The organism is Roseomonas sp. OT10 (genome assembly GCF_020991085.1).
Classification (GTDB): Bacteria; Pseudomonadota; Alphaproteobacteria; order Acetobacterales; family Acetobacteraceae; genus Roseomonas; species Roseomonas cutis.
The window spans coordinates 1,023,320-1,041,385 of record NZ_CP087719.1; the positions used below are offsets into that span (position 1 = coordinate 1,023,320).

At 73.4% G+C, this 18,066-nt stretch carries 14 protein-coding genes and 1 other annotated feature; of the genes, 4 read left to right on the top strand and 10 right to left on the bottom strand.

The annotated features are described in order from the left end of the window. Positions 1 to 222: 222 nt before the first annotated feature. From mtnC to LPC08_RS04740, 6 genes are all read right to left on the bottom strand, one after another. On the bottom strand, positions 223 to 948 hold the full coding sequence (mtnC, locus tag LPC08_RS04715; protein ID WP_230451582.1) for an acireductone synthase: 726 nt from the start codon (positions 946 to 948) through the stop codon (positions 223 to 225). Continuing rightward, entirely contained in the window at positions 945 to 1,508 is a 564-nt protein-coding gene (locus LPC08_RS04720; RefSeq protein ID WP_230451583.1) for a 1,2-dihydroxy-3-keto-5-methylthiopentene dioxygenase, read from the bottom strand. The genes mtnC and LPC08_RS04720 overlap by 4 nt, the downstream gene beginning before the upstream one ends. Next, on the bottom strand, positions 1,505 to 2,140 hold the full coding sequence (locus tag LPC08_RS04725) for a methylthioribulose 1-phosphate dehydratase (protein WP_230451584.1): 636 nt from the start codon (positions 2,138 to 2,140) through the stop codon (positions 1,505 to 1,507). The genes LPC08_RS04720 and LPC08_RS04725 overlap by 4 nt, the downstream gene beginning before the upstream one ends. Before the next feature lie 287 nt (positions 2,141 to 2,427). After that, a complete protein-coding gene (locus LPC08_RS04730; protein WP_230451585.1) occupies positions 2,428 to 2,700 on the bottom strand; it encodes a twin-arginine translocase TatA/TatE family subunit in 273 nt (90 codons plus the stop codon). 281 nt (positions 2,701 to 2,981) lie between these two features. Next, entirely contained in the window at positions 2,982 to 6,155 is a 3,174-nt protein-coding gene (locus LPC08_RS04735) for an efflux RND transporter permease subunit (RefSeq protein ID WP_230451586.1), read from the bottom strand. Continuing rightward, positions 6,152 to 7,285 (bottom strand): efflux RND transporter periplasmic adaptor subunit, encoded by a 1,134-nt coding sequence (locus tag LPC08_RS04740; RefSeq protein WP_230451587.1) that lies wholly within the window; start codon positions 7,283 to 7,285, stop codon positions 6,152 to 6,154. The genes LPC08_RS04735 and LPC08_RS04740 overlap by 4 nt, the downstream gene beginning before the upstream one ends. A gap of 113 nt (positions 7,286 to 7,398) precedes the next feature. Between LPC08_RS04740 and LPC08_RS04745 the strand changes: the two genes are divergently transcribed. Then, positions 7,399 to 8,094, top strand: a complete 696-nt coding sequence (locus LPC08_RS04745; protein WP_230451588.1) for a TetR/AcrR family transcriptional regulator — start codon at positions 7,399 to 7,401, stop codon at positions 8,092 to 8,094. A 211-nt stretch (positions 8,095 to 8,305) separates the two neighbouring features. Further along, positions 8,306 to 10,255, top strand: a complete 1,950-nt coding sequence (locus LPC08_RS04750; protein WP_230451589.1) for a hybrid sensor histidine kinase/response regulator — start codon at positions 8,306 to 8,308, stop codon at positions 10,253 to 10,255. A 290-nt stretch (positions 10,256 to 10,545) separates the two neighbouring features. On the opposite strand, the gene LPC08_RS04755 is transcribed toward LPC08_RS04750, so the two are convergent. Further along, positions 10,546 to 11,312, bottom strand: a protein-coding gene (locus tag LPC08_RS04755) for an IS5 family transposase (protein ID WP_230448576.1) whose coding sequence is annotated in 2 segments (ribosomal slippage) — positions 10,546 to 10,988 and positions 10,988 to 11,312 — 768 coding nt in all. Because the reading frame shifts where the segments join, the coding sequence is not laid out codon by codon here. Between the two features lie 67 nt (positions 11,313 to 11,379). Between LPC08_RS04755 and LPC08_RS04760 the strand changes: the two genes are divergently transcribed. Next, positions 11,380 to 12,614, top strand: a protein-coding gene (locus LPC08_RS04760; RefSeq protein WP_230449651.1) for an IS3 family transposase whose coding sequence is annotated in 2 segments (ribosomal slippage) — positions 11,380 to 11,674 and positions 11,674 to 12,614 — 1,236 coding nt in all. Because the reading frame shifts where the segments join, the coding sequence is not laid out codon by codon here. After that, positions 11,667 to 11,783, top strand: a sequence feature (AL1L pseudoknot). Its footprint overlaps the gene before it by 117 nt. A gap of 249 nt (positions 12,615 to 12,863) precedes the next feature. Here LPC08_RS04760 and LPC08_RS04765 read toward each other — a convergent pair. Next, positions 12,864 to 14,051 carry an amidohydrolase family protein gene (locus LPC08_RS04765; protein ID WP_230451590.1) on the bottom strand — a complete coding sequence of 396 codons (1,188 nt, stop codon included), beginning with the start codon at positions 14,049 to 14,051 and terminating at the stop codon, positions 12,864 to 12,866. Next, a complete protein-coding gene (locus LPC08_RS04770; RefSeq protein ID WP_230451591.1) occupies positions 14,048 to 15,166 on the bottom strand; it encodes a M20 family metallopeptidase in 1,119 nt (372 codons plus the stop codon). The genes LPC08_RS04765 and LPC08_RS04770 overlap by 4 nt, the downstream gene beginning before the upstream one ends. Positions 15,167 to 15,273: 107 nt before the next feature. Here LPC08_RS04770 and LPC08_RS04775 point away from each other — a divergent pair, with 107 nt between their 5' ends. Then, complete coding sequence (locus LPC08_RS04775; RefSeq protein ID WP_230451592.1) at positions 15,274 to 16,296, top strand: zinc-binding dehydrogenase; 1,023 nt, start codon at positions 15,274 to 15,276, stop codon at positions 16,294 to 16,296. 19 nt (positions 16,297 to 16,315) lie between these two features. On the opposite strand, the gene LPC08_RS04780 is transcribed toward LPC08_RS04775, so the two are convergent. Further along, a complete protein-coding gene (locus LPC08_RS04780; RefSeq protein WP_230451593.1) occupies positions 16,316 to 17,980 on the bottom strand; it encodes a M28 family peptidase in 1,665 nt (554 codons plus the stop codon). Positions 17,981 to 18,066 lie beyond the last annotated feature (86 nt).

The window sequence follows — 18,066 nt, forward strand, 5'->3', positions numbered from 1 at the left end:
GGGTTCAACTCGCAGGCTGACGCTCACCGCGCAAAGCCAACTCCCAGCGGGGACCGGGGCCCGCTTGTGGCCCCGGCAGGGGAGGGTCTGGGAGGGGACGGCGTCCCCTCCCGGTCCACCGCAGGAACACGGCAGCACGACGGGTCAGGTCATCTGGTGGAGGGGGAGGGTGCCTCCCCGGGCAATGGCCCGAAGTCCCGGGTTTCGCGGACCCGAGCGGTGTCAGCCGGCCCCTGCAGCCGGCGCGGCTAGGCCGAACAGCCGGGCGACGCCGCGGAAGTCTGCCGCGCGGGGGTGCCGGTCCGTGGCCTGCGTACCGTCCTCGGGGCGGACCAGCTGGCAGGCGGCGAGGCCGGCGGCCGTGGCGGCGTCCAGCTCCTCGGCCACGTCGGAGAGGAACAGGATCTCCCGCGGCGGCAGGTGCAGCCCGGCGGCGATGGCGGCGTAGCTGGCGGCCTCGCGCTTGGCGCCGATGCGGGTGTCGAAGAAGCCCTCGAACAGGCGGGTCAGGTTGCCCGCGACGGAGTGGCCGAAGAGCAGCCTCTGCGCCTCGGCCGAGCCGGAGGAGTAGACGCAGAGCCGCAGGCCGGCGCGCGACCAGGCGCGAAGGCAGGGGGCCACGTCGGGGTAGAGGTGCCCGTGCAGCCGGCCATCCTCGAAGCCCGTGCGCCAGATCAGGCCCTGCAGCGCCTTCAGCGGCGTGACCTTGGCATCCGTCGCCATCCAGCCACGCAGCGCCGCGCGCGGGTCCTGGCCGGGGGCGAGGTGCCCGACCTCGGCCAGGATGGCGGCGACCTCCGGCTCGGTGCCATGGGCATCCAGGAAGCCGTCCAGCGCCGCTGCCGCGAAGGGGAACAGGGTCTCCTTCACGAAGCTGATGGCGCTGGTGGTGCCCTCGATGTCCGTGACGACGGCGGCGATCGGCGCCGCCGGCGTGGTCTGGGTCATTCCGCGGCCCTGGCCGGCGCGGCCGCGGTGGCCGCCGGGAAGCGCTCGGCCATGTCCGTGCCGGTGTAGTGCGGCGTCCAGCCGGTGGTGTCGGTGAAGACCCGCAGCACGGTGAAGGAGGGCTCCGTGCCCGCGTCGAACCAGTGCTGGCTGTTGGCCGGCACGGAGATCAGGTCGCCCCGGGTGCAGTGGGCGTCGTAGACCTTGCCGTCCACGTGCAGCACGAAGTTGCCCGAGCCCTCGTGGAAGAAGCGGACCTCGTCCTCCGTGTGGGTGTGCTCGGAGAGGAACTTCGCCCGCATCGCATCCTTCTGCGGATGGCTGGGGTCCAGCTTGATGACGTCCGCCGTGCCGGCGCCCGTTTCGCCCATGAAGGCGTCGAGCTGCGGGCGATAGGCCTCCAGCACGGCCTCGGCCGCGGCGCCGGCGGGCAGGGGCGCGACCTCCCACCGTTCGAAGCGCACGCCGATCGGGCGCAGCGTGTCGGCGATGACCCGCGCATCCTGCGTGTCCAGCAGGACGGACTGGGACTTGGCGTCGTGAACGACGAGACGGCTCATGCGGGCGATCCTCCTCGGGCCTGGAGCGCGGCGAGCTCGCAGGCCAGCATGAATTCAAGGGCTTCCATCCGGGCCAGGGCGCCGGGCATGTCGGGGCCCCATACATAGATGCCGTGACCCCGGATCAAGTAGCCGGGAGGGATGGGCAGGCCGTCCGCGGCCATCTCCTGCCAGCGGGCCTCGACCCGGCCTTGCAGGCGGGGGATGTCCTGGTCGTTCTCGAAGACCGGGACCTCGACCGTCGCCTCGTGCGTCGGCAGGCCGGGGAAGGCCTTCAGCAGCTCGTAGCCCTCCAGCAGCACCACGTCGCCGGAGAGGCGGGAGAGGACGGTGTTGGCCGGACTGTGCCCGTGCAGCACCGCCCCCGCGTCGGGGAAGCGGCGATAGGCGCCGCAGTGCAGCAGCGTCTCGGCGGAGGGGCGCAGGGCGGCATCCTCCGCCGTTCCGTCCAGGTCCACGATCATGACCTGCCCGGCGTCGAGGAAGCCCTTGTGGCTGCCGGAGCGCGTGATGGCGATGCGGCCATCCGCCAGGCGGAGGGAGATGTTGCCCGCGGTCGCCGGCACCCAGCCCAGCCGGTCCAGCCGGTTCCCGGCCGCGACGATGGCCTCGGCGGCCTCCTGCTCGGTCATTCCCAACCCCCCCTTCCGGCCTCCCAGGAATTCTGGGGCAGGCCCGGCCCTGGGCGCGCGTCGTGACGGGAGGGCGCCGGCGCGTCAATCGCGCGCCGATGCCCAGGGGCGCCGGCAGCCATGCGCTGCCACCCTGTGGCCGGAGGCTGTCCCCGGGCCGCGGGCGACGCGGGCCCCAAACGAAGCGGGCCCGGTGGGGCCGGGCGGCGCCATGGCCGTCCCGGCCCCACCGGGCCCGGAAGGGGGCGCCGGACGGGGCCAGCGGCCCGGCCGGCGGTTCGCCTGCCTTACGCCGCGGGGCGCGACGGATTGGCGGTGGTGGTCGCGTTGCCGGTCCCGGTGGTCGGGGCGCCCGGCGTGCCCGGCGGCGGCAGGTTGCCGGCCGGCGGGGTGTGGGTGCCATCCGCCATGGAGGCGTCCTCGTCCTCGCGCATGTTCTTCTTGAACGACTTGATGCCCGTGGCGAGGTCGCCCATCAGCCCGCTGATCTTGCCGCTGCCGAAGAGCAGCAGCACGACGAGCAGCACGACGAGCCAGTGCCAGATGCTGAACGAACCCATGGTGAAGCCTCGATCCCCGTGACTGTCGCGGGACGCCCCCGGTGGCGCCCTGGATATTCGGGCCGACACTAGTGGCGCGGGCGGTCCGGCGCAAACCGGGCCGCGACGAATCAGGTGGGGGGCCGGGGGGGCCGGGGCAACCGGGGCCGGCCCGATGGCGTGCAACGCTTGGTAACGGGGCTGCGACCGGCCGGCAGGGGCCGGCCCGAATGCGGGGGCGCCCCTGGGCGGGCAGGGGCCCCACGGGTCGGTCCGGATGGCGTCGCGGCCCAGGGCCGCCCCTATTCCGCCGGCACGGCCCGCGCGGCCGGGGCCTTCGCCGCCCGCCCGCGCCGCCCGCGGGCCACCCAGGCGACGCCGCGTCCGACATCGTCCATCAGCGTATAGGCGGCCGGCACGAAGACCAGGCTGAGCAGGGTGGAGGTGATCAGCCCGCCGATCACCGTCACCGCCATGGGCGAGCGGAACTCCGCATCCGCCCCCAGGCCGAGGGCGATGTGCGCCATGCCCGCCGTCATGGCGATGGTGGTCATCACGATCGGCCGGGCGCGCTTGCGGGCCGCCTCCAGCAGCGCCTCGCGCACCGGCAGGCCGGCGCGCTGGCTCTCGATCGCGTATTCCACCAGCAGGATCGAGTTCTTGGCGACGATGCCCATCAGCATCAGCACCCCGATCACCGAGGAGACGCCCAGCGCCTGCTGCGCCAGCAGCAGCGCGACCAGCGCGCCGCCGAGCGAGAGGGGCAGGGCGGTCATGATGGTCAGCGGCTGCAGGAAGCCGCCGAACAGCACCACCAGCACCAGGTAGACCAGCAGCACGCCGGCGCCGAGCGCCATGACGAAGCCCTGGAACAGCTCCGCCATGATCTCCGCGTCGCCCACCGCCTTCTCGTGCACGCCGGGGGGGAGGGCCTGCATCACCGGCAGGCCGGCGACCAGGGCGCTGGCCTCGCCCAGCGGCATGCCGGACAGCTCCGCCTCCACCGTCACCTTGCGCGCGCGGTCCAGCCGGTCGATCTGGGTCGGGCCGCTGCCCAGCCGGATCTCCGCCACCGCGTCGAGCGGCACGGAGCGGCCGTTGCTGCCGGTCACGCGCAGGGTGCGCAGCACGGCGAGGTCGTCGCGTGCGCCCTCGGTCAGCATCACCCGGATCGGCACCTGCCGGTCGGGCAGGCTGTACTTGGCGAGCTGCGCGTCGATGTCGCCCAGCGTCGCGACGCGCGCGGTGTTGGCGATGGCCGCGACCGACACGCCCAGCTCCGCCGCCCGCTCCGAGCGCGGGACGATCTGCAATTCCGGCCGGGCGAGGCTGGCGGTGGAGCGGGCGCCGGGGAATTGCGGCAGGGCGCGCATCTCGCTCTCCAGCCGGCGGGCGGTGGCGATCAGCGCCTCCGGGTCCTCGCCGACCAGGGTGGTGGTGATCTTGGTGCCGCTCTCCCCCGCCGCGCCGAAGCGCAGCCGCACGCCGGGGATGGCGGCCAGCGCCGGGCGCACATCCGTCTCGAACTGCGTCTGGGTCAGGGCGCGCCTGCCGCGTGGCACCAGGTTGACGATCAGGGTGGCGTTGCGCGGGTCGCCCGCCTGGCTGCCGCTGACGGGCATGCCGCCATCCGCCTGGAAGGTGCCGATGGCGGCGAAGACGGAGGTCACCTCCGGCCGCGCGCGCAGGATGGCGGTGGCCTGGGACACGGCGGCTTCCGTCTCGGCCAGCCGGGCGCCGGGCGCCAGCTCCAGGTTGAGGGTGGAGCGGTTCATGTCCGGGGCGGGGACGAAGTCCTGCGGGATCATTGGCACCAGCGCGACGGAGCCGGCGAAGAACAGCACCCCCCCGGCCAGGGTCACCCAGCGATGGCGCAGCGACCAGCGCAGCAGGCGGAGATAGCCGCGCATCACCCGGCCCTCGCTGTCCTGGTGCCCCTCGGCATCCTTCGGCCGCAGAAGGTAGGCCCCCATCAGCGGGGTCAGCAGCCGCGCCACCACCAGGGAGAAGGCGACGGCGGCGGCGACGGTCAGGCCGAACTGGCGGAAGAACTGGCCCGGGATGCCGGGCATGAAGGCGACGGGGACGAAGACGGCCAGGATGCAAGCGGTGGTGGCGACCACGGCCATGCCGATCTCGGCCGAGGCTTCCAGCGCCGCGCGGCGCGGGGTCAGGCGCTGCCCGTCCGGCCCGCGCCCGGTGCGCAGGTGGCGGACGATGTTCTCGATCTCCACGATCGCGTCGTCCACCAGCACGCCGACGACGAGGGTGATGCCCAGCAGCGTGACGTTGTTCAGCGAGTAGCCCAGCGCGTACATCGCCGCGAAGGTCGGGACCAGCGACAGCGGCATGGCGATGGCCGAGATCAGCGTCGCGCGGAGGTTGCGCAGGAAGACCCAGACCACCAGCGTCGCGAGGCCCGCGCCGATCAGCAGCGCCTCGATGGCCCCGTGATAGCCCTCGATGACGAATTCCGTGGTGGAGGCGACGCGGGCGATCTCCGTCCCCGGCCGCGCGGCGGCCAGCTTCGCCACCGTCGCCGCCACGCGCTCGGAGACGGCGACCTCGCTGGAGCCGCGCGTGCGCATCACCTCGAAGGCGACGACGGGCGCATCGTTCAGCCGGGCGGCGGTACGGATCTCGGCGGTGGCGTCGGTGACGGTGCCGAGGTCGGACAGCCGCGCGGTGCGGCCGCCGGGAAGGATGATCGGCCGCTCGCGCAGCGCCTCCAGGCTGGGCGCGCTGCCCAGGGTGCGCACCGCCTGTTCGCCCGCGCCCAGCGTGCCGCGCCCGCCGGGGCGGTCCACGTTGAGGTCGCGGAGCTGCGCGTTCACCTCGGCCGCGGTGATGCCCAGCGCCGCGAGGCGGTCGGGATCGAGCGCGACCCGGACCTCCCGGTCCGCGCCGCCGACGCGGTTGACCTGTGCCACGCCGGGGATGGCGAGCAGCGCCTTGGCCACGGTGTCGTCCACGTACCAGCTCGTCTCCACCGGGGAGAGGCCGGGGACCCGCACGGTGTAGGTGCCGATCGGCGCGCCGGTGATCTCGACGCGCGTCACCTGCGGCTCGCGGATGTCGGCCGGCAGGTCGGAACGGATGCGCGAGAGCCGGTCGCGGATGTCGCTGACCGCCTGGTCGATGTCCTTGCCCAGCGCGAACTCGACCGCCGTGGTGGAGGCGCCGTCCGTCACGGTGGAGGTGATGTGGCGCACGTCGCCCAGGCCGGAGACGGCGTCCTCCACCCGCCGCGTCACCTGGGTCTCCAGCTCCGACGGCGCCGCACCCGGCTGGGCCACGGTGACGACGACCGCGGGCAGGTCGATGTCCGGGTTCACGTTGATGCGCAGGAAGGGGTAGGAGGCGATCCCCGCCACGGTCAGCAGCAGGAACAGCACCAGCGTCTGCACCGGGTGGCGGATCGCCCAGCCGGAGATGTTGTTGAAGCGGCGCTCCTCCGCCTCGGGCGCGGCGCTCACCGGCGGGCCTCCGCCCGCGCGGCGGGCTCGGCGAGGCGGACCCGGTCGCCGTCGTTCAGGAAGCCGGCGCCGGCGACCACCACCCGCTCGCCGGGGGACAGGCCGGCGCGCACCTCGACCCGCCCGTCGAGGTCGGCCATGCCCAGCTCCAGCCGGCGCAGCGCCACGCGGTCGCCCTCGACGGCGAAGGCGACCGGGCGGCCGTCGCGGTGCAGCAGCGCCTCGCGCGGGATGGTCGGGCTGTCCGCCCGGCCGGTGACGATGGCGGCGGAGGCGAACATGCCGGGGCGCAGGCCGGAATCGGGCGGCAGGGAGAGGTGCACGATGCCCAGCCGTGTCTCCGGTGCCACGGTGGGAGCGATGGCGCGGACGGTGGCCGTCACCTCCCGTCCCCCGTGCCGCACCCGGGCCGCCTGGCCCGGGGCGATGGCGGCCAGGTCCAGCTCCGGGACCCGGGCGTCGAGTTCGATCCGCCCGTCGCGGATCAGGCGCAGCATCTCCTGCCCCAGCGACACCACGGTGCCGAGCTGGGCGCGGCGGGTGGTGACGATCCCGTCCGTGGGCGCGAGGATCCGCGTCTGGGCCAGGCGCGCCTCGGCATCGTCGCGCTGGGCACGGGCGGCGGCGAGGCGGGCCTCCGCCCCGGCCGCGTTGGCCTGGCGCTGCTCCAGGGTCTGGCGGGCGGCGTATTCGCCGCGCTGCAGCTCCTGCACCCGGCGCAGCTCGGCCTGGGCGAGGCGCAGGTTGGCCTCCGCCTCGGTCACGGCGGCGGCGGCCTGGGCGGCCTGGGCGCGGAGGACGGCATCGTCCAGCCGCACCAGGAGCTGGCCCTGGCGCACGCGGTCGCCCTCCTCGGCCCCCAGCTCCACCACGCGCAGCCCGGCCACCTCCGCACCCAGCACCAGCTCCTGCCAGGCGACGATGGAGCCGTCGCCGCGGACGCTGCGCTCCACCGCGCGAATCTCCACCGGCGCGGCGGCCACGGTCAGCGCGGCCGGGGGCGCGGCCTGCCCCTGCGCCAGGGCGGCGTGCGGGGCCGGCAGCCCTGCCGCCAGCAGGACCGCGGCCGACAGGGCGAGGCGCCGCCAGGGCGGGGCGGGGAGGGTGGAGGGCTTGTGTCCGGCGTCCATGCGTTCTTACCGACCGATCGGTCAATATTGGACCGGAAGATGTGGGCGCGGGTCTCCGCGGTCAACCGTTTCCCGCCTATCCTGCATCACGGCCCAGGGAGTTGGGTGCCATCGTGAGCAGCGCGGAAGACGACGAGGCGGCGCCGGCGCGCCCGGGGCCGGCGACGGGTTCCCCCCCGCGCCGCCGCCTGCCGCCCGCCGAGCGTCTGCCGCAGATCCGGGAGGCCGCCTTCGCCGAGTTCGCCGCCTCCGGCTACGCCGCCGCCAGCATGGGCCGGGTGGCCCAGCGCGCCGGCGTGGCCAAGAGCCTGCTCTACCACTACTTCCCCGGCGGCAAGGCGGATCTCTTCAAGGACGCCGTCCACAGCGTGATGCAGCCGGTCTTCGAGGATGCGGAGCGCCTGATCGCCGGGTTCGAGGGGCCCCGCCTCGCCCTGCTGGAGCGGCTGATCGACCATGCCTACACGGTGATGGTGGACGACGCGCGCGAGGCGGTGGTGACCAAGCTGCTGATCGCCGAGGGCGAGCGCTTTCCCGAACTCGGCGCCTTCTACCGGGCGGAGGTCATGCCCCGGAGCCTGACGCTGCTGCGGCAGGTGCTCCAGGACGGCGTCTCCCGCAGGGAATTCCGGCCGGAGGCGGCCGCCTGGCTGCCGCAACTCCTGGTGGCGCCGGCGGTCCTCGCCTCCACCTGGCGGCTGGCCTTCGGCCGGCAGGAGCCGCTGGACGTGGCAGCGTTGCGGCGCGGCCATATGGAGATGCTCTCCCATGGTCTGCTGGCAGCTCCCCCGCGTCCGGCGCCGGGCTGATCTGCCGGTAAATTCATTGTCAACGCGCAGGCTGTGGGTTTATTTTGCATCCACTGGTTGAATCGCGCGGAAAACTACAACGCCGCCTGGTTCGTTCGTGCGGAGATCATGGGCATTGTGCACCTGAACGGGTCGCCATGGGTCTGAAGCCGGCTTCTCCCCACTGCCGGGCTGGACACTGCCCCCATGCCCTGCCGCCGGCCGGGGCTCCATGAACGCGGACCCCTACTTTGCGCGCTCCCTGGCCGACATGCTCGACGGGCTGGAGGTGGCCGCCTACCTGCTGGATGATTCCGACCGCGCGGTGCTCTGGAACCGTACCTTCCTGCGCTTCTTCCCCGAGCATGACGGCCGGGTCAGCGTGGGCGAGCCCTATGCCGAGAACCTGCGCCGCTTCTACAGCGGACGGCTGGAGCCGGGGGAGATGGGCCGGCTGGAGCAGTACGTCGCCGATGGCATCGCCCGGCACCGTGCCCAGGACCGGCCCTTCTGCTTCTCCCACCATGGCCGTTGGCTGCTCGCGGCCTGCCTGTCCATGCCGGGCGTGGGGCGGATGCGGACCTGGAAGACGCTGCGCTCCCCCGGGCTGGCCAGCCCGGACTGGACCCCACCGGAGGCGGTGCCGGAGGATGTCGGGCCGCTGCTGCATCGGATCGCCGACGGGATGCTGGTGCGCGGGGATGACGGCCGGACCGTCTCGGTCAACGAGCAGTTCCTTGCGCTCTACGGGCTGGACAGCGCGGCGGATGCGATCGGGCACAGCTTCCAGGAGATCCTGGACACGGTCTGGCACCGCCAGCTGCCTGGGCCGGAGGAGGCCCGGGCGCGGGAGGCCTGCGTGTCCCGGCTGCTGGAGAACGGGCGCTTCACCGGCGCCCCCTTCGAGGTGCCGCTGCCGTGGGACCGCTGGGTGCGGGTGGTGGAGCGGCGGGACGCGGATGGCCGCATCCTGGCGACCCATTCCGACATCTCCGACCTGAAGCGGCAGCAGCGCGAGACCGCGGAGGCGCGGGACGCCGCCGCCCGGGCCAGCCAGGCCAAGTCCGTCTTCCTGGCCATGATGAGCCACGAGATCCGCACGCCGATGAACGGCATCCTCGGCATGACCAGCCTGCTGCTGGAGACGCCGCTGGACGAGGTGCAGCGCGGCTATGCCGAGGCGGCGCAGAAATCCGCCTCCGCCCTGCTGACCATCATCAACGACGTGCTCGACGTCTCGAAGCTGGAGGCGGGCAAGCTGAGGCTGGAGGCGATCGTCTTCGACCTGGCGGAGCTGGCCGAGGACGCGGTGGCGCTGCTGGCGCCGCGCGCCCGGCAGCGCGGGCTGGAGCTGTCCTGCCGGATCGATCCCACGCTGCGCCGCGCCTTCATCGGCGACCCGACCCGGCTGCGGCAGGTGCTGCTCAACCTGCTGTCCAACGCGGTGAAGTTCACCTCCGAGGGCCGGGTCGAAGTCGCCCTCCTGCCCGACGAGGCGCAGCCCGGACAGGTCCGCTTCGAGGTGCTGGATACCGGCATCGGCTTCGAGCCCGCGGTCGCCGGCAGGCTGTTCGACATGTTCGAGCAGGCGGATGGCAGCATCGCCCGGCGGTTCGGCGGCACCGGGCTGGGCCTCAGCATCTCCCGCCATCTCGTCGAGCTGATGGGCGGGCGGATCGGGGCCGAGAGCCGCGGTGGCGGCGGCAGCCGGTTCTGGTTCTCCGTGCCGCTGGAGCCCGCCAGCGGCGTCCCCGCCCTGGCCGTCGGTGCCGCGCCGGTGCCGGGACTGGCGGCGCCGGCCGAGCCGCGGGAGGTGCTGGTGGTGGAGGACAACCCCACCAACCAGATCATCGCCGAGACCATCCTGCGCAAGGCGGGCTTCCAAGTCCGCGTCGCGGTGGACGGGGCCTCCGCCCTGGCCTGCGTCTCCGCCTCGTGGCCGGACCTGATCCTGATGGACCTGCAGCTGCCCGACATGGACGGTTACGAGGTGACCCGGCGCATCCGCGCTGCCATGCCGTTCGGCCGCACCCTGCCGATCATCGCCCTGACGGCCAGCGCCATGGAGGAAGACCGGCAGCGCTGCCTCGATGGCGGGATGGACGACTACCTGACCAAGCCCTTCAAGCTGCCCGCGCTGCTCGCCGCCGTGGACCGCTGGCTGGCCCACGCGGCGCATTGAGCCGCACAGCCTGCCAGCGGCGCGGCCTCATGCCGGTTGCTGGATGGCCTGACCCGTCGTGCCGTGGTGTTCCGGCGTCGGACCGGGAGGGGACGCCGTCCCCTCCCAGACCCTCCCCTGCCGGGGCCACAAGCGGGCCCCGGTCCCCGCTGGGAGTTTGGTGCTTCCGGTAGATGTCCGCCTGCGGGCTGATCCCAGACGGAGCGCGGACAAGCGGGACTCCAGAATAGTTTTGAAGGCGTCCGCGAGGGCGACGGCCGTACCCGCCGAGGAGCCAAGCTCCTCGGCGCCTAGGTCGTGGACTCATAAGATTTGAGCCACAGACGTGTTGAGGCGAGGAGAATGGCGGCGAGGAAGTTGCGCGCGAGCTTGTCGAAGCGGGTGGCGATGCGCCTGAAGTGCTTGAGCTTGCAGAAGAAGCGTTCGACCTGATTGCGTTGACGGTAGAGGGTCGGATCGACGGAGCGCTGTATCTTCCGGTCCCGCTGGGTCGGGATATGGGCGCAGCCTCCGCGATCCCGAACCAGATCGAGGATGGCCTGCGCGTCATAGCCCCGGTCAGCGACAAGGGCTTGGGCGGGCGGCAGGCCGTCGATCAGGGCCTCCACGGCGGCCTTGTCTGAGGCTTGTCCAGCCGAGAGCACGATCCGCAGCGGCAATCCATCCTGGTTCACCAGGACGTTGATCTTGGTGCTCAGTCCTCCACGAGAACGGCCGATGGCGTGATCCGGGCCCCCTTTTTTCCACCGGCGGCATGCTGGTGGGCCCGGATGATGGAACTGTCGATCAGGTGCAGGGATTGAGGCGATGTTGCCGCCAGAGCCTCAAAGACCCGCAGCCAGACCCCGGCCTTCGCCCACCGGTTGTAGCGATTGTAGATCGTGGTGGAGGGACCATAGCGGCTCGGCAGGTCCCGCCATGGCGAGCCTGTTCGCAGCACATAGAAAATCCCGTTGATCACCCGACGATCGTCCACCCGGGCCACCCCGCGGGGCTTGTTCGGCAGCAACGCCTCAATCAACCGCCACTCCGCCTCGCTCAAATCGTACCTCGCCATCCAAGGCTCCTTCCCAGTGAACCGCGCCGGGTTTGGCGGAGGCTCCAACCGTTGAGAGGATGGAGCGATGACGGCGAAGAAGACGGCGGCGAGCTACTCGCCTGAGGTTCGGGAGCGGTCGGTGCGGCTGGTGCTGGACGGCGCCGGGGAGCATGGCTCGCAATGGGCGGCGATTGGCTCGATCGCGGCGAAGATCGGCTGCACGGCGGAGACGCTGCGTCGCTGGGTCCGGCAGGCCGAGCGTGACCGCGGCAAGCGTGCCGGGCCCACGAGCGAGGATCGGGATCGCATCAAGGCGCTGGAGCGGGAGAACCGCGAGCTGCGCCAGGCGAACGAGATCCTGCGCAAGGCATCAGCGTATTTTGCCCTGGCGGAGCTCGACCGCCGGTCGAAGCCATGATCGCCTTCATCGACGATCATCGGGGCGTGTACGGGGTCGAGTCGATCTGCCGGGTTCTGCCGATCGCCCCGTCCACCTACCACGCCCATGCCGCGCGCCGCGCCGATCCCACTCTGGGCTCGGCCAGGTCGCAGCGGGACAGCATGCTGCGGGCGGAGGTGCGGCGGGTCCACGCCGAGAACTTCGGCGTCTACGGCGTGCGGAAGGTCTGGCGCCAGCTCGGCCGCGAGGGGACGTCGGTCGCCCGCTGCACGGTGGCGCGGCTGATGCGCCAGATGGGCCTGCGCGGCGTGGTGCGTGGCAAGGAGACCAGGACGACGGTGCCCGACAAGGGCGCGCCATGCCCGGCCGACCGGGTAAACCGGCAGTTCCTGGCGCCGCGGCCGAACCTGCTCTGGGTGTCGGACTTCACCTACGTCGCGACCTGGCAGGGCTTCGTCTACGTCGCCTTCGTCATCGACACCTTCGCGCGGCGGATCGTCGGCTGGCGGGTGTCGCGCACCTCCCATGCTGGCTTCGTCCTGGATGCCCTGGAGCAGGCGCTGCATGACCGGCGGCCTGTCCAGGGCATGGGGCTGATCCATCACAGCGATCGCGGGGTCCAATACGTGTCTATCCGCTACACCGAGCGCCTGGCGGAAGCGGGCATCGAGCCGTCGGTCGGCAGCGTCGGCGACAGCTACGACAACGCGCTGGCCGAGAGCGTCATCGGCCTGTTCAAGACCGAGGTCATTCGGCGCCGCGGCCCGTGGCGCAGCCTGGAGGGCGTCGAGTTCGCCACCCTCGAATGGGTGGACTGGTTCAACAACCGCCGCCTCCTCGAGCCGATCGGAAACATCCCGCCCGCCGAGGCGGAGGCGCGCTACTATGCCGCCCAGGAGGCCATAGCCCTGGCGGCCTGACTCACGCCAAACAGCCTCCGCCAAACCCGGCGCGGTTCACAGAGACTTGAATCAGCCTCCCGCTCAACCAGCAAGCTTTATGAGTTCAGAACCTAGACCCCGTGTCAGGCTGTCCCGCGGCAGCGCTGATCGGGTCCAGGGCCCGCAGGGTCCTGGCGGAGTGGGGGTACGGGGGCGAGGCGGAGCCTTGCCCCCGGGGAACGGGCGCACCCCACGCCGGCGCGGATCAGGGCAACCCGCGCTCCGTCATCACTCCGCCGACAGGTGATCGACGCGCCGGCCGCCCTGCATCACCAGCCCCACATGCTCCAGCGCGGCGATGTCGCGCAGCGGGTCGCCGCGCAGGCTGATCACGTCCGCCAGCTTGCCCGGCTCCAGCGTGCCGACGCTGTCTGCCATCCCGATGGCCTCGGCGGCGCGGCGGGTGATGCCCTCCAGCGCCTGCTCCGGCGTGGCGCCGAACTCCACCGCCTTCAGCGCCTCGAACCACAGAAGGCCGTGCATGGAATCCGTCCCCAGCGCCCAGCGCACGCCGGATTCCAGCATCAGCCGGAAGGTGTCCGGCGCGCGCCCGCGGGATATCCGCAGCTTGGCCATGATGCGCGGGTCGTGGCCGTCGCCCTTCTCGATCCCGTCGGGGTGCTGCGAGATGGCGTTGTTCGCGACTAGCCAGGTCCCTGCCTTGCGCATCAGCGCGAAATCCTCGGCGGTGGCGAGGCGGCCGTGCTCGATCGTGTCCACCCCCGCCTCGACGCACCAGCGGATGGCCGGGCCGCCATGGGCATGGACGGCGGCGGGCTTGCCGTCGCGATGCGCCTCCTCGACGATCAGCCGGATCTCCTCGGGCGAGTAGAAGCAGGTCTCGGCGGGCGCACGGGCGGAGGAGGTGCCGCCGGTCGCGAAGAACTTGATCAGGTCCGCCCCGGCGGCGAGGTTCTCGCGGACGTGGCGGCGGATCTCCTCCGGCCCGTCGCTCGCGGTCAGCCCGGTGCCATGCCCGTGCCGCGCGGCGATGGGGCGGGTGGCGACGCGCAGCCGCGGCCCGGGGATGCGCCCGGCCTGCTGCGCGTCCCTGATCTCCACGTCGAGGAAATGCTCCTCGCCCACCACGCGCATGGTGGTGACGCCGGAGAGCAGGTCGGCCCGGATGTTCGGGATGGCGCGCAGCATCGCCTGGGTGGCGGGGCCGCGGAGCTGGCCGATCTGGTGGCCGAGGCCGGGGATGATGGACAGGTGCGTGTGCGCGTCCACCAGCCCGGGCAGCAGCGTCTCCTCGCCGCGGTCGATCAGCGCGGCGCCCTCGGGCACGGAGAGGTCCGCCAGGCGGCCGACCGCGGCGATCCGCCCGTCCTCGACCAGCACCGCCCCGCCCTCGATGGGCGGGGCGCCGGTGCAGGGGATCAGCCGCGCGGCGCGGATCAGGGTATGGCGGCTCACGACAGCGTCTCCATCAGCCGGCGCAGCAGCGCGGCGCGCGGCTCCAGCGACGCCACGTAGAGCTGCTCGTAGTCCGTGTGGCCGCCCTTGCCGTCCACCCCCAGCCCGTCCAGCGTGGGCGCGAGGTCGGCGGTGAAGTTGCCGTCCGAGCCGCCGCCGGTCTTGAGGTCCTCCAGCACGAAGCCGATCCCGGCGGCCAGCGCCTTCGCCTGCTCGAACAGCGCGGCGATGCCGGGCAGCTTCTCGTAGGGCGGGCGGTTCAGCCCGCCCGTCACCGTCACCCGGATGTCGGGGTGGTGCGGACGCAGGCCCAGCACCTTCGCCACCATCTCCTCGGCGACGGCCGGGCTGGGCACGCGCATGTCGATCTCCGCCCGCGCCTCCTCCGCCACCACGTTGGGCCGGGTGCCGCCGGCCACCACGCCCACGTTCACCGTGATGTCGCGCGCGTAGTCGGTCATGCCGTGCAGGACGAGCACCTGCCGCGCCAGCTCCTCCACCGCGCTGCGGCCGTCCTGGTGCCGGGCACCGGAATGGGCGGGGCGGCCCTGCACGTGCAGGTCGAAGCGCGCCACCCCCTTGCGCGCGGTGACGATCTTGCCGCCCTCCCGCGCCGGCTCCGTCACCAGCACGTACTTCGCCTCCCGCGCCAGCTCGCGGATGAGGTCGGCCGAGGTCGGGCTGCCGACCTCCTCGTCCGAGTTGAACAGGTGCGTCACGGGCAGCGGCGTCGGGCCGCCGCGCTCCATCAGCGCGCCCAGCGCCGCATGGGCGAGGTAGGCGCCGCCCTTCATGTCGTAGATGCCGGGGCCGAAGGCCGAGCCGCCCTCGACGCGGAAGGGCATGCGCACCAGCGACCCCATCGGGTGGACCGTGTCGAGATGCGACAGCACCAGGATGCCGCGCCGGCCCTCGCCCCAGGGGCTGCGGACGATCAGGTGGTCGCCCAGCCCGTCGCGCCCGGGCACGATCCGCGTGGCGGCGCCGCGCGAGGCGGCGTCGGCCGCCACGGTCGCCATCAGGGCGGAGACCGCCTCCGGCGCATCGGTGGGGCTCTCGTGCTCGACCCAGGCGCGGATGCCGTCGAGCAGCGGGGCGGTGGTCAGGTCGGGCATGGTCTCTCCTGCGTCGGGATTCCGGGGGCGGGTGGTTGCGTCCGGCGGCGGCCGGTCCTGCACTGCGGGGCGCCGGGGACGTTCCCGGCCGGGAAGGGAAGGACGGCATGACATCCGACCAGGGGCAGGCCCCGGGCCGCATGCGGGCGATCGGCTGGCGGCGCTGCGGCGCGCCGGAGGAGGTGCTGGAGCTGCTGGAGCTGCCGCGCCCCGCGCCGGGGCCGGGCAAGGTGCTGGTCCGCATCGGCGTCTCGGCGCCCAACCCGCACGACACCAAGGCACGGACGGGCTGGCGCGGCGTGGGGCATGACGGCTCGCTGGTGATCCCGCACGGCGACGGCGCGGGCGTGGTCGCGGCGGTGGGGGAGGGGGTGCCCGGATCCCGCATCGGCGAGCGGGTCTGGGTCTTCGGCGCGCCGCATGGCCGCGGCACCTGCGCGGAATACGCCGTCCTCCCCGCCGGGCGGGCGGTGCCGCTGCCGCCGGAGGTGCCGCTGGCGCAGGGCGCCGTGCTGGGCGTGCCCTGCCTCACCGCCCACCTCGCGCTGTTCTCCGACGGGCCGGTGGCCGGGAGGACGGTGCTGGTGCAGGGCGGCGCCGGGGCGGTGGGGCTGGCGGCGGTGCTGATCGCCGCGCGGGCCGGGGCGCGCGTCCTGGCCACCGCCAGCACGGAGGAGAAGCGGGCGGCCGCCCTGGCGGCAGGGGCGGAGGCGGCGGTGGACTACCGCGCGCCGGATGCGGCGGAGCGGCTTCTGGCGCTGACCGGCGGCCGCGGGGTGGACCGCGTCGTCGAGGTCGATTTCGGCGCCAACGCGGCCATGGATGCGCGGCTGGTGGCGCCGCACGGGGTCATCGCCGCCTATTCCTCCACCCGTGAGCCGAAGCCGGTGCTGGACTACTACGCCTTCGCGCGGAAGGGGGTCACGCTGCGCTTCGTCCAGGCGATGCTGCTGCACGGGGAGGCGGAGCGCGCCGGGGTGGCCGCGGTGCGCGAGGGCGTGGCGGCCGGCTGGCTGCGCCTGCCGCTCGGCCTCGCCGTGCCGCTGGAGCGCGCCGCCGAGGCGCAGGCCGCGCTGGAGGCGGGGCGCCCGGGCAAGCCCGTGGTGGTGGTGGCGCCCGGACTGGCCTGATGCCGGGCGGCCCATCGGCTCAGGCGCCGCGCAGCGCCGCCCCGGCCTCGTCCAGCGCGTGCAGCAGCCGGTTGCGCGCCCGCACCGCGCCGACCCGGGCGAGGCGCACCGCCTCCTCGCCCTGCGCCGTCGCCAGGGCGCGCAGCGGCGCCAGCGAGGGCCAGGGCCCCTGCGGCAGGGCGGGGTCGTGGGCGAAGCGGTCGCCGCTGGCATAGTCGAGCGGCACCAGCGCGCGGGAGGCGCGCATCAGCGCCCGGTTCACCGCTTCCGCCGCGGGGCCGCTCAGCCCCGTGGAGCGGCCGCGCAGGGCGGCGGCGGCCTCGCGCACGGCCTCGGCGGCCGCGACCGCGCCGGACAGGTCCAGCACCGTGCCCACCGCGTCGTGCAGCGGGCGCAGCTCCGCCAGCAGCTCCTCCGCCTGCGCGGCGTGGTCCAGCGGCAGCACCGCATCGGTCAGCAGGCGCTGCACCGCGTGCAGCAGCACCTGCGTGTCGCGGGCCAGGAAGCCCTCGTCCAGCTTGTCGAGCAGATCCTCCGGCGTGTGCCACCACCAGCCCAGGCTGTTGCGCATGCCCGGCGTCGGGTCGCCCTGGGTGGAGATGGCGCCGAACATCGAGGGGATGCCGATGCCGGGGAAGGATTCGTCGCTGTTGCGCCCCTTGCGCCGGCCGAGGATCGACTGGCCGCAGGCGTCCCGCACCGCCTCGGCCGCGAGGCCGCGCAGCTCGGCGGCGGCGGCGATCTCCGTCAGGTCGGTCGCGCCGATGCCGCCGGGGCTGTCGATATTCACATGCGCGACGCAGCGCCGGTCCAGCTCCGCCCAGTGCTCGTCCGCGTACCAGGCGGAGCCGGAATAGCGGCCGTGCGAATGGCCCGACCAGAAGCAGATGCGCAGGCCGCGCTTCCACTGCGCGCGCTGCGCCACCGCCTGCCTCGCCGCCTCGATCATGGCGATGTTGGCGGAGCCGTTGTCCATCACGCCGAAGTACCAGGTGTCGTGGTGGCCGGTGAGCAGCACGAAGGGATCGTCCGGCCCGCCGCCGGGGGCGGGCAGATCCGCCACCAGGATCGGCGTCGGGCGCCAGCCGGTGTCCACCTCCGCATGCAGCGTGACGCGCGGCTGCTCCCCGCGCGCCAGCCGGGCGCGCAGCGCGTCGCCCTCCTCGCGGGACACGGTGCAGACCACCACGCCCGGCAGCATCCCCGCCGTCTCGGCCGAGGGGCTGCCCCAGACGGGGGAGATGCACATCTCGTGCAGGTGCCCGTGCGGCGACGTATGCAGCACGCCGGCCGCCCCGGCGCGGGTGGCCCGCAGCGCCACGTCGGGGCTGGCGATGCCCTCCACCAGCAGCAGCCTGCCGGCCAGGTCCTGCCCGGCGAGGTCGGCCTCCGTTCCCTTGCCCAGCGCGACCAGCGGGCCGGTCACGCCTTCCGGCGGCGAGCGGCGCGACATGGAATGGGTGATGGCGCGCAGCGCGCGGTTGTCCACCTCGACCCGGGCCTGGCCGGGCAGGCTGATGAAGGCGTCGTGGCGCAGCAGGGTGGTCGCGAAGCCCGCCTCGTCCATCCGCGCGCGGACGAAGTCGAGGCTCTCCGCCTCCTCCGGCGTGCCGCTCAGCTTCTGCCAGCGGGCGAGCTCCGCCAGCTCCCGCATCATGCGCGCGCCATCCACCGCGAGGTCCATCGCCCTCTCCCCCGTGCCCGTCGCGGCCAGCATGGCAGGCGGGGCGGCGGGGTCAATCGGATTGACAGCCCGTCAGACAATCCGCA

Coding starts and splice junctions, on each gene's coding strand:
- LPC08_RS04730 (WP_230451585.1), bottom strand. CDS start 2,700: ATGGGTTCGTTCAGCATCTGGCACTGGCTCGTCGTGCTGCTCGTCGTG.
- LPC08_RS04775 (WP_230451592.1), top strand. CDS start 15,274: ATGACATCCGACCAGGGGCAGGCCCCGGGCCGCATGCGGGCGATCGGC.
- LPC08_RS04740 (WP_230451587.1), bottom strand. CDS start 7,285: ATGGACGCCGGACACAAGCCCTCCACCCTCCCCGCCCCGCCCTGGCGG.
- LPC08_RS04720 (WP_230451583.1), bottom strand. CDS start 1,508: ATGAGCCGTCTCGTCGTTCACGACGCCAAGTCCCAGTCCGTCCTGCTG.
- LPC08_RS04725 (WP_230451584.1), bottom strand. CDS start 2,140: ATGACCGAGCAGGAGGCCGCCGAGGCCATCGTCGCGGCCGGGAACCGG.
- LPC08_RS04770 (WP_230451591.1), bottom strand. CDS start 15,166: ATGCCCGACCTGACCACCGCCCCGCTGCTCGACGGCATCCGCGCCTGG.
- LPC08_RS04750 (WP_230451589.1), top strand. CDS start 8,306: ATGAACGCGGACCCCTACTTTGCGCGCTCCCTGGCCGACATGCTCGAC.
- mtnC (WP_230451582.1), bottom strand. CDS start 948: ATGACCCAGACCACGCCGGCGGCGCCGATCGCCGCCGTCGTCACGGAC.
- LPC08_RS04780 (WP_230451593.1), bottom strand. CDS start 17,980: ATGGACCTCGCGGTGGATGGCGCGCGCATGATGCGGGAGCTGGCGGAG.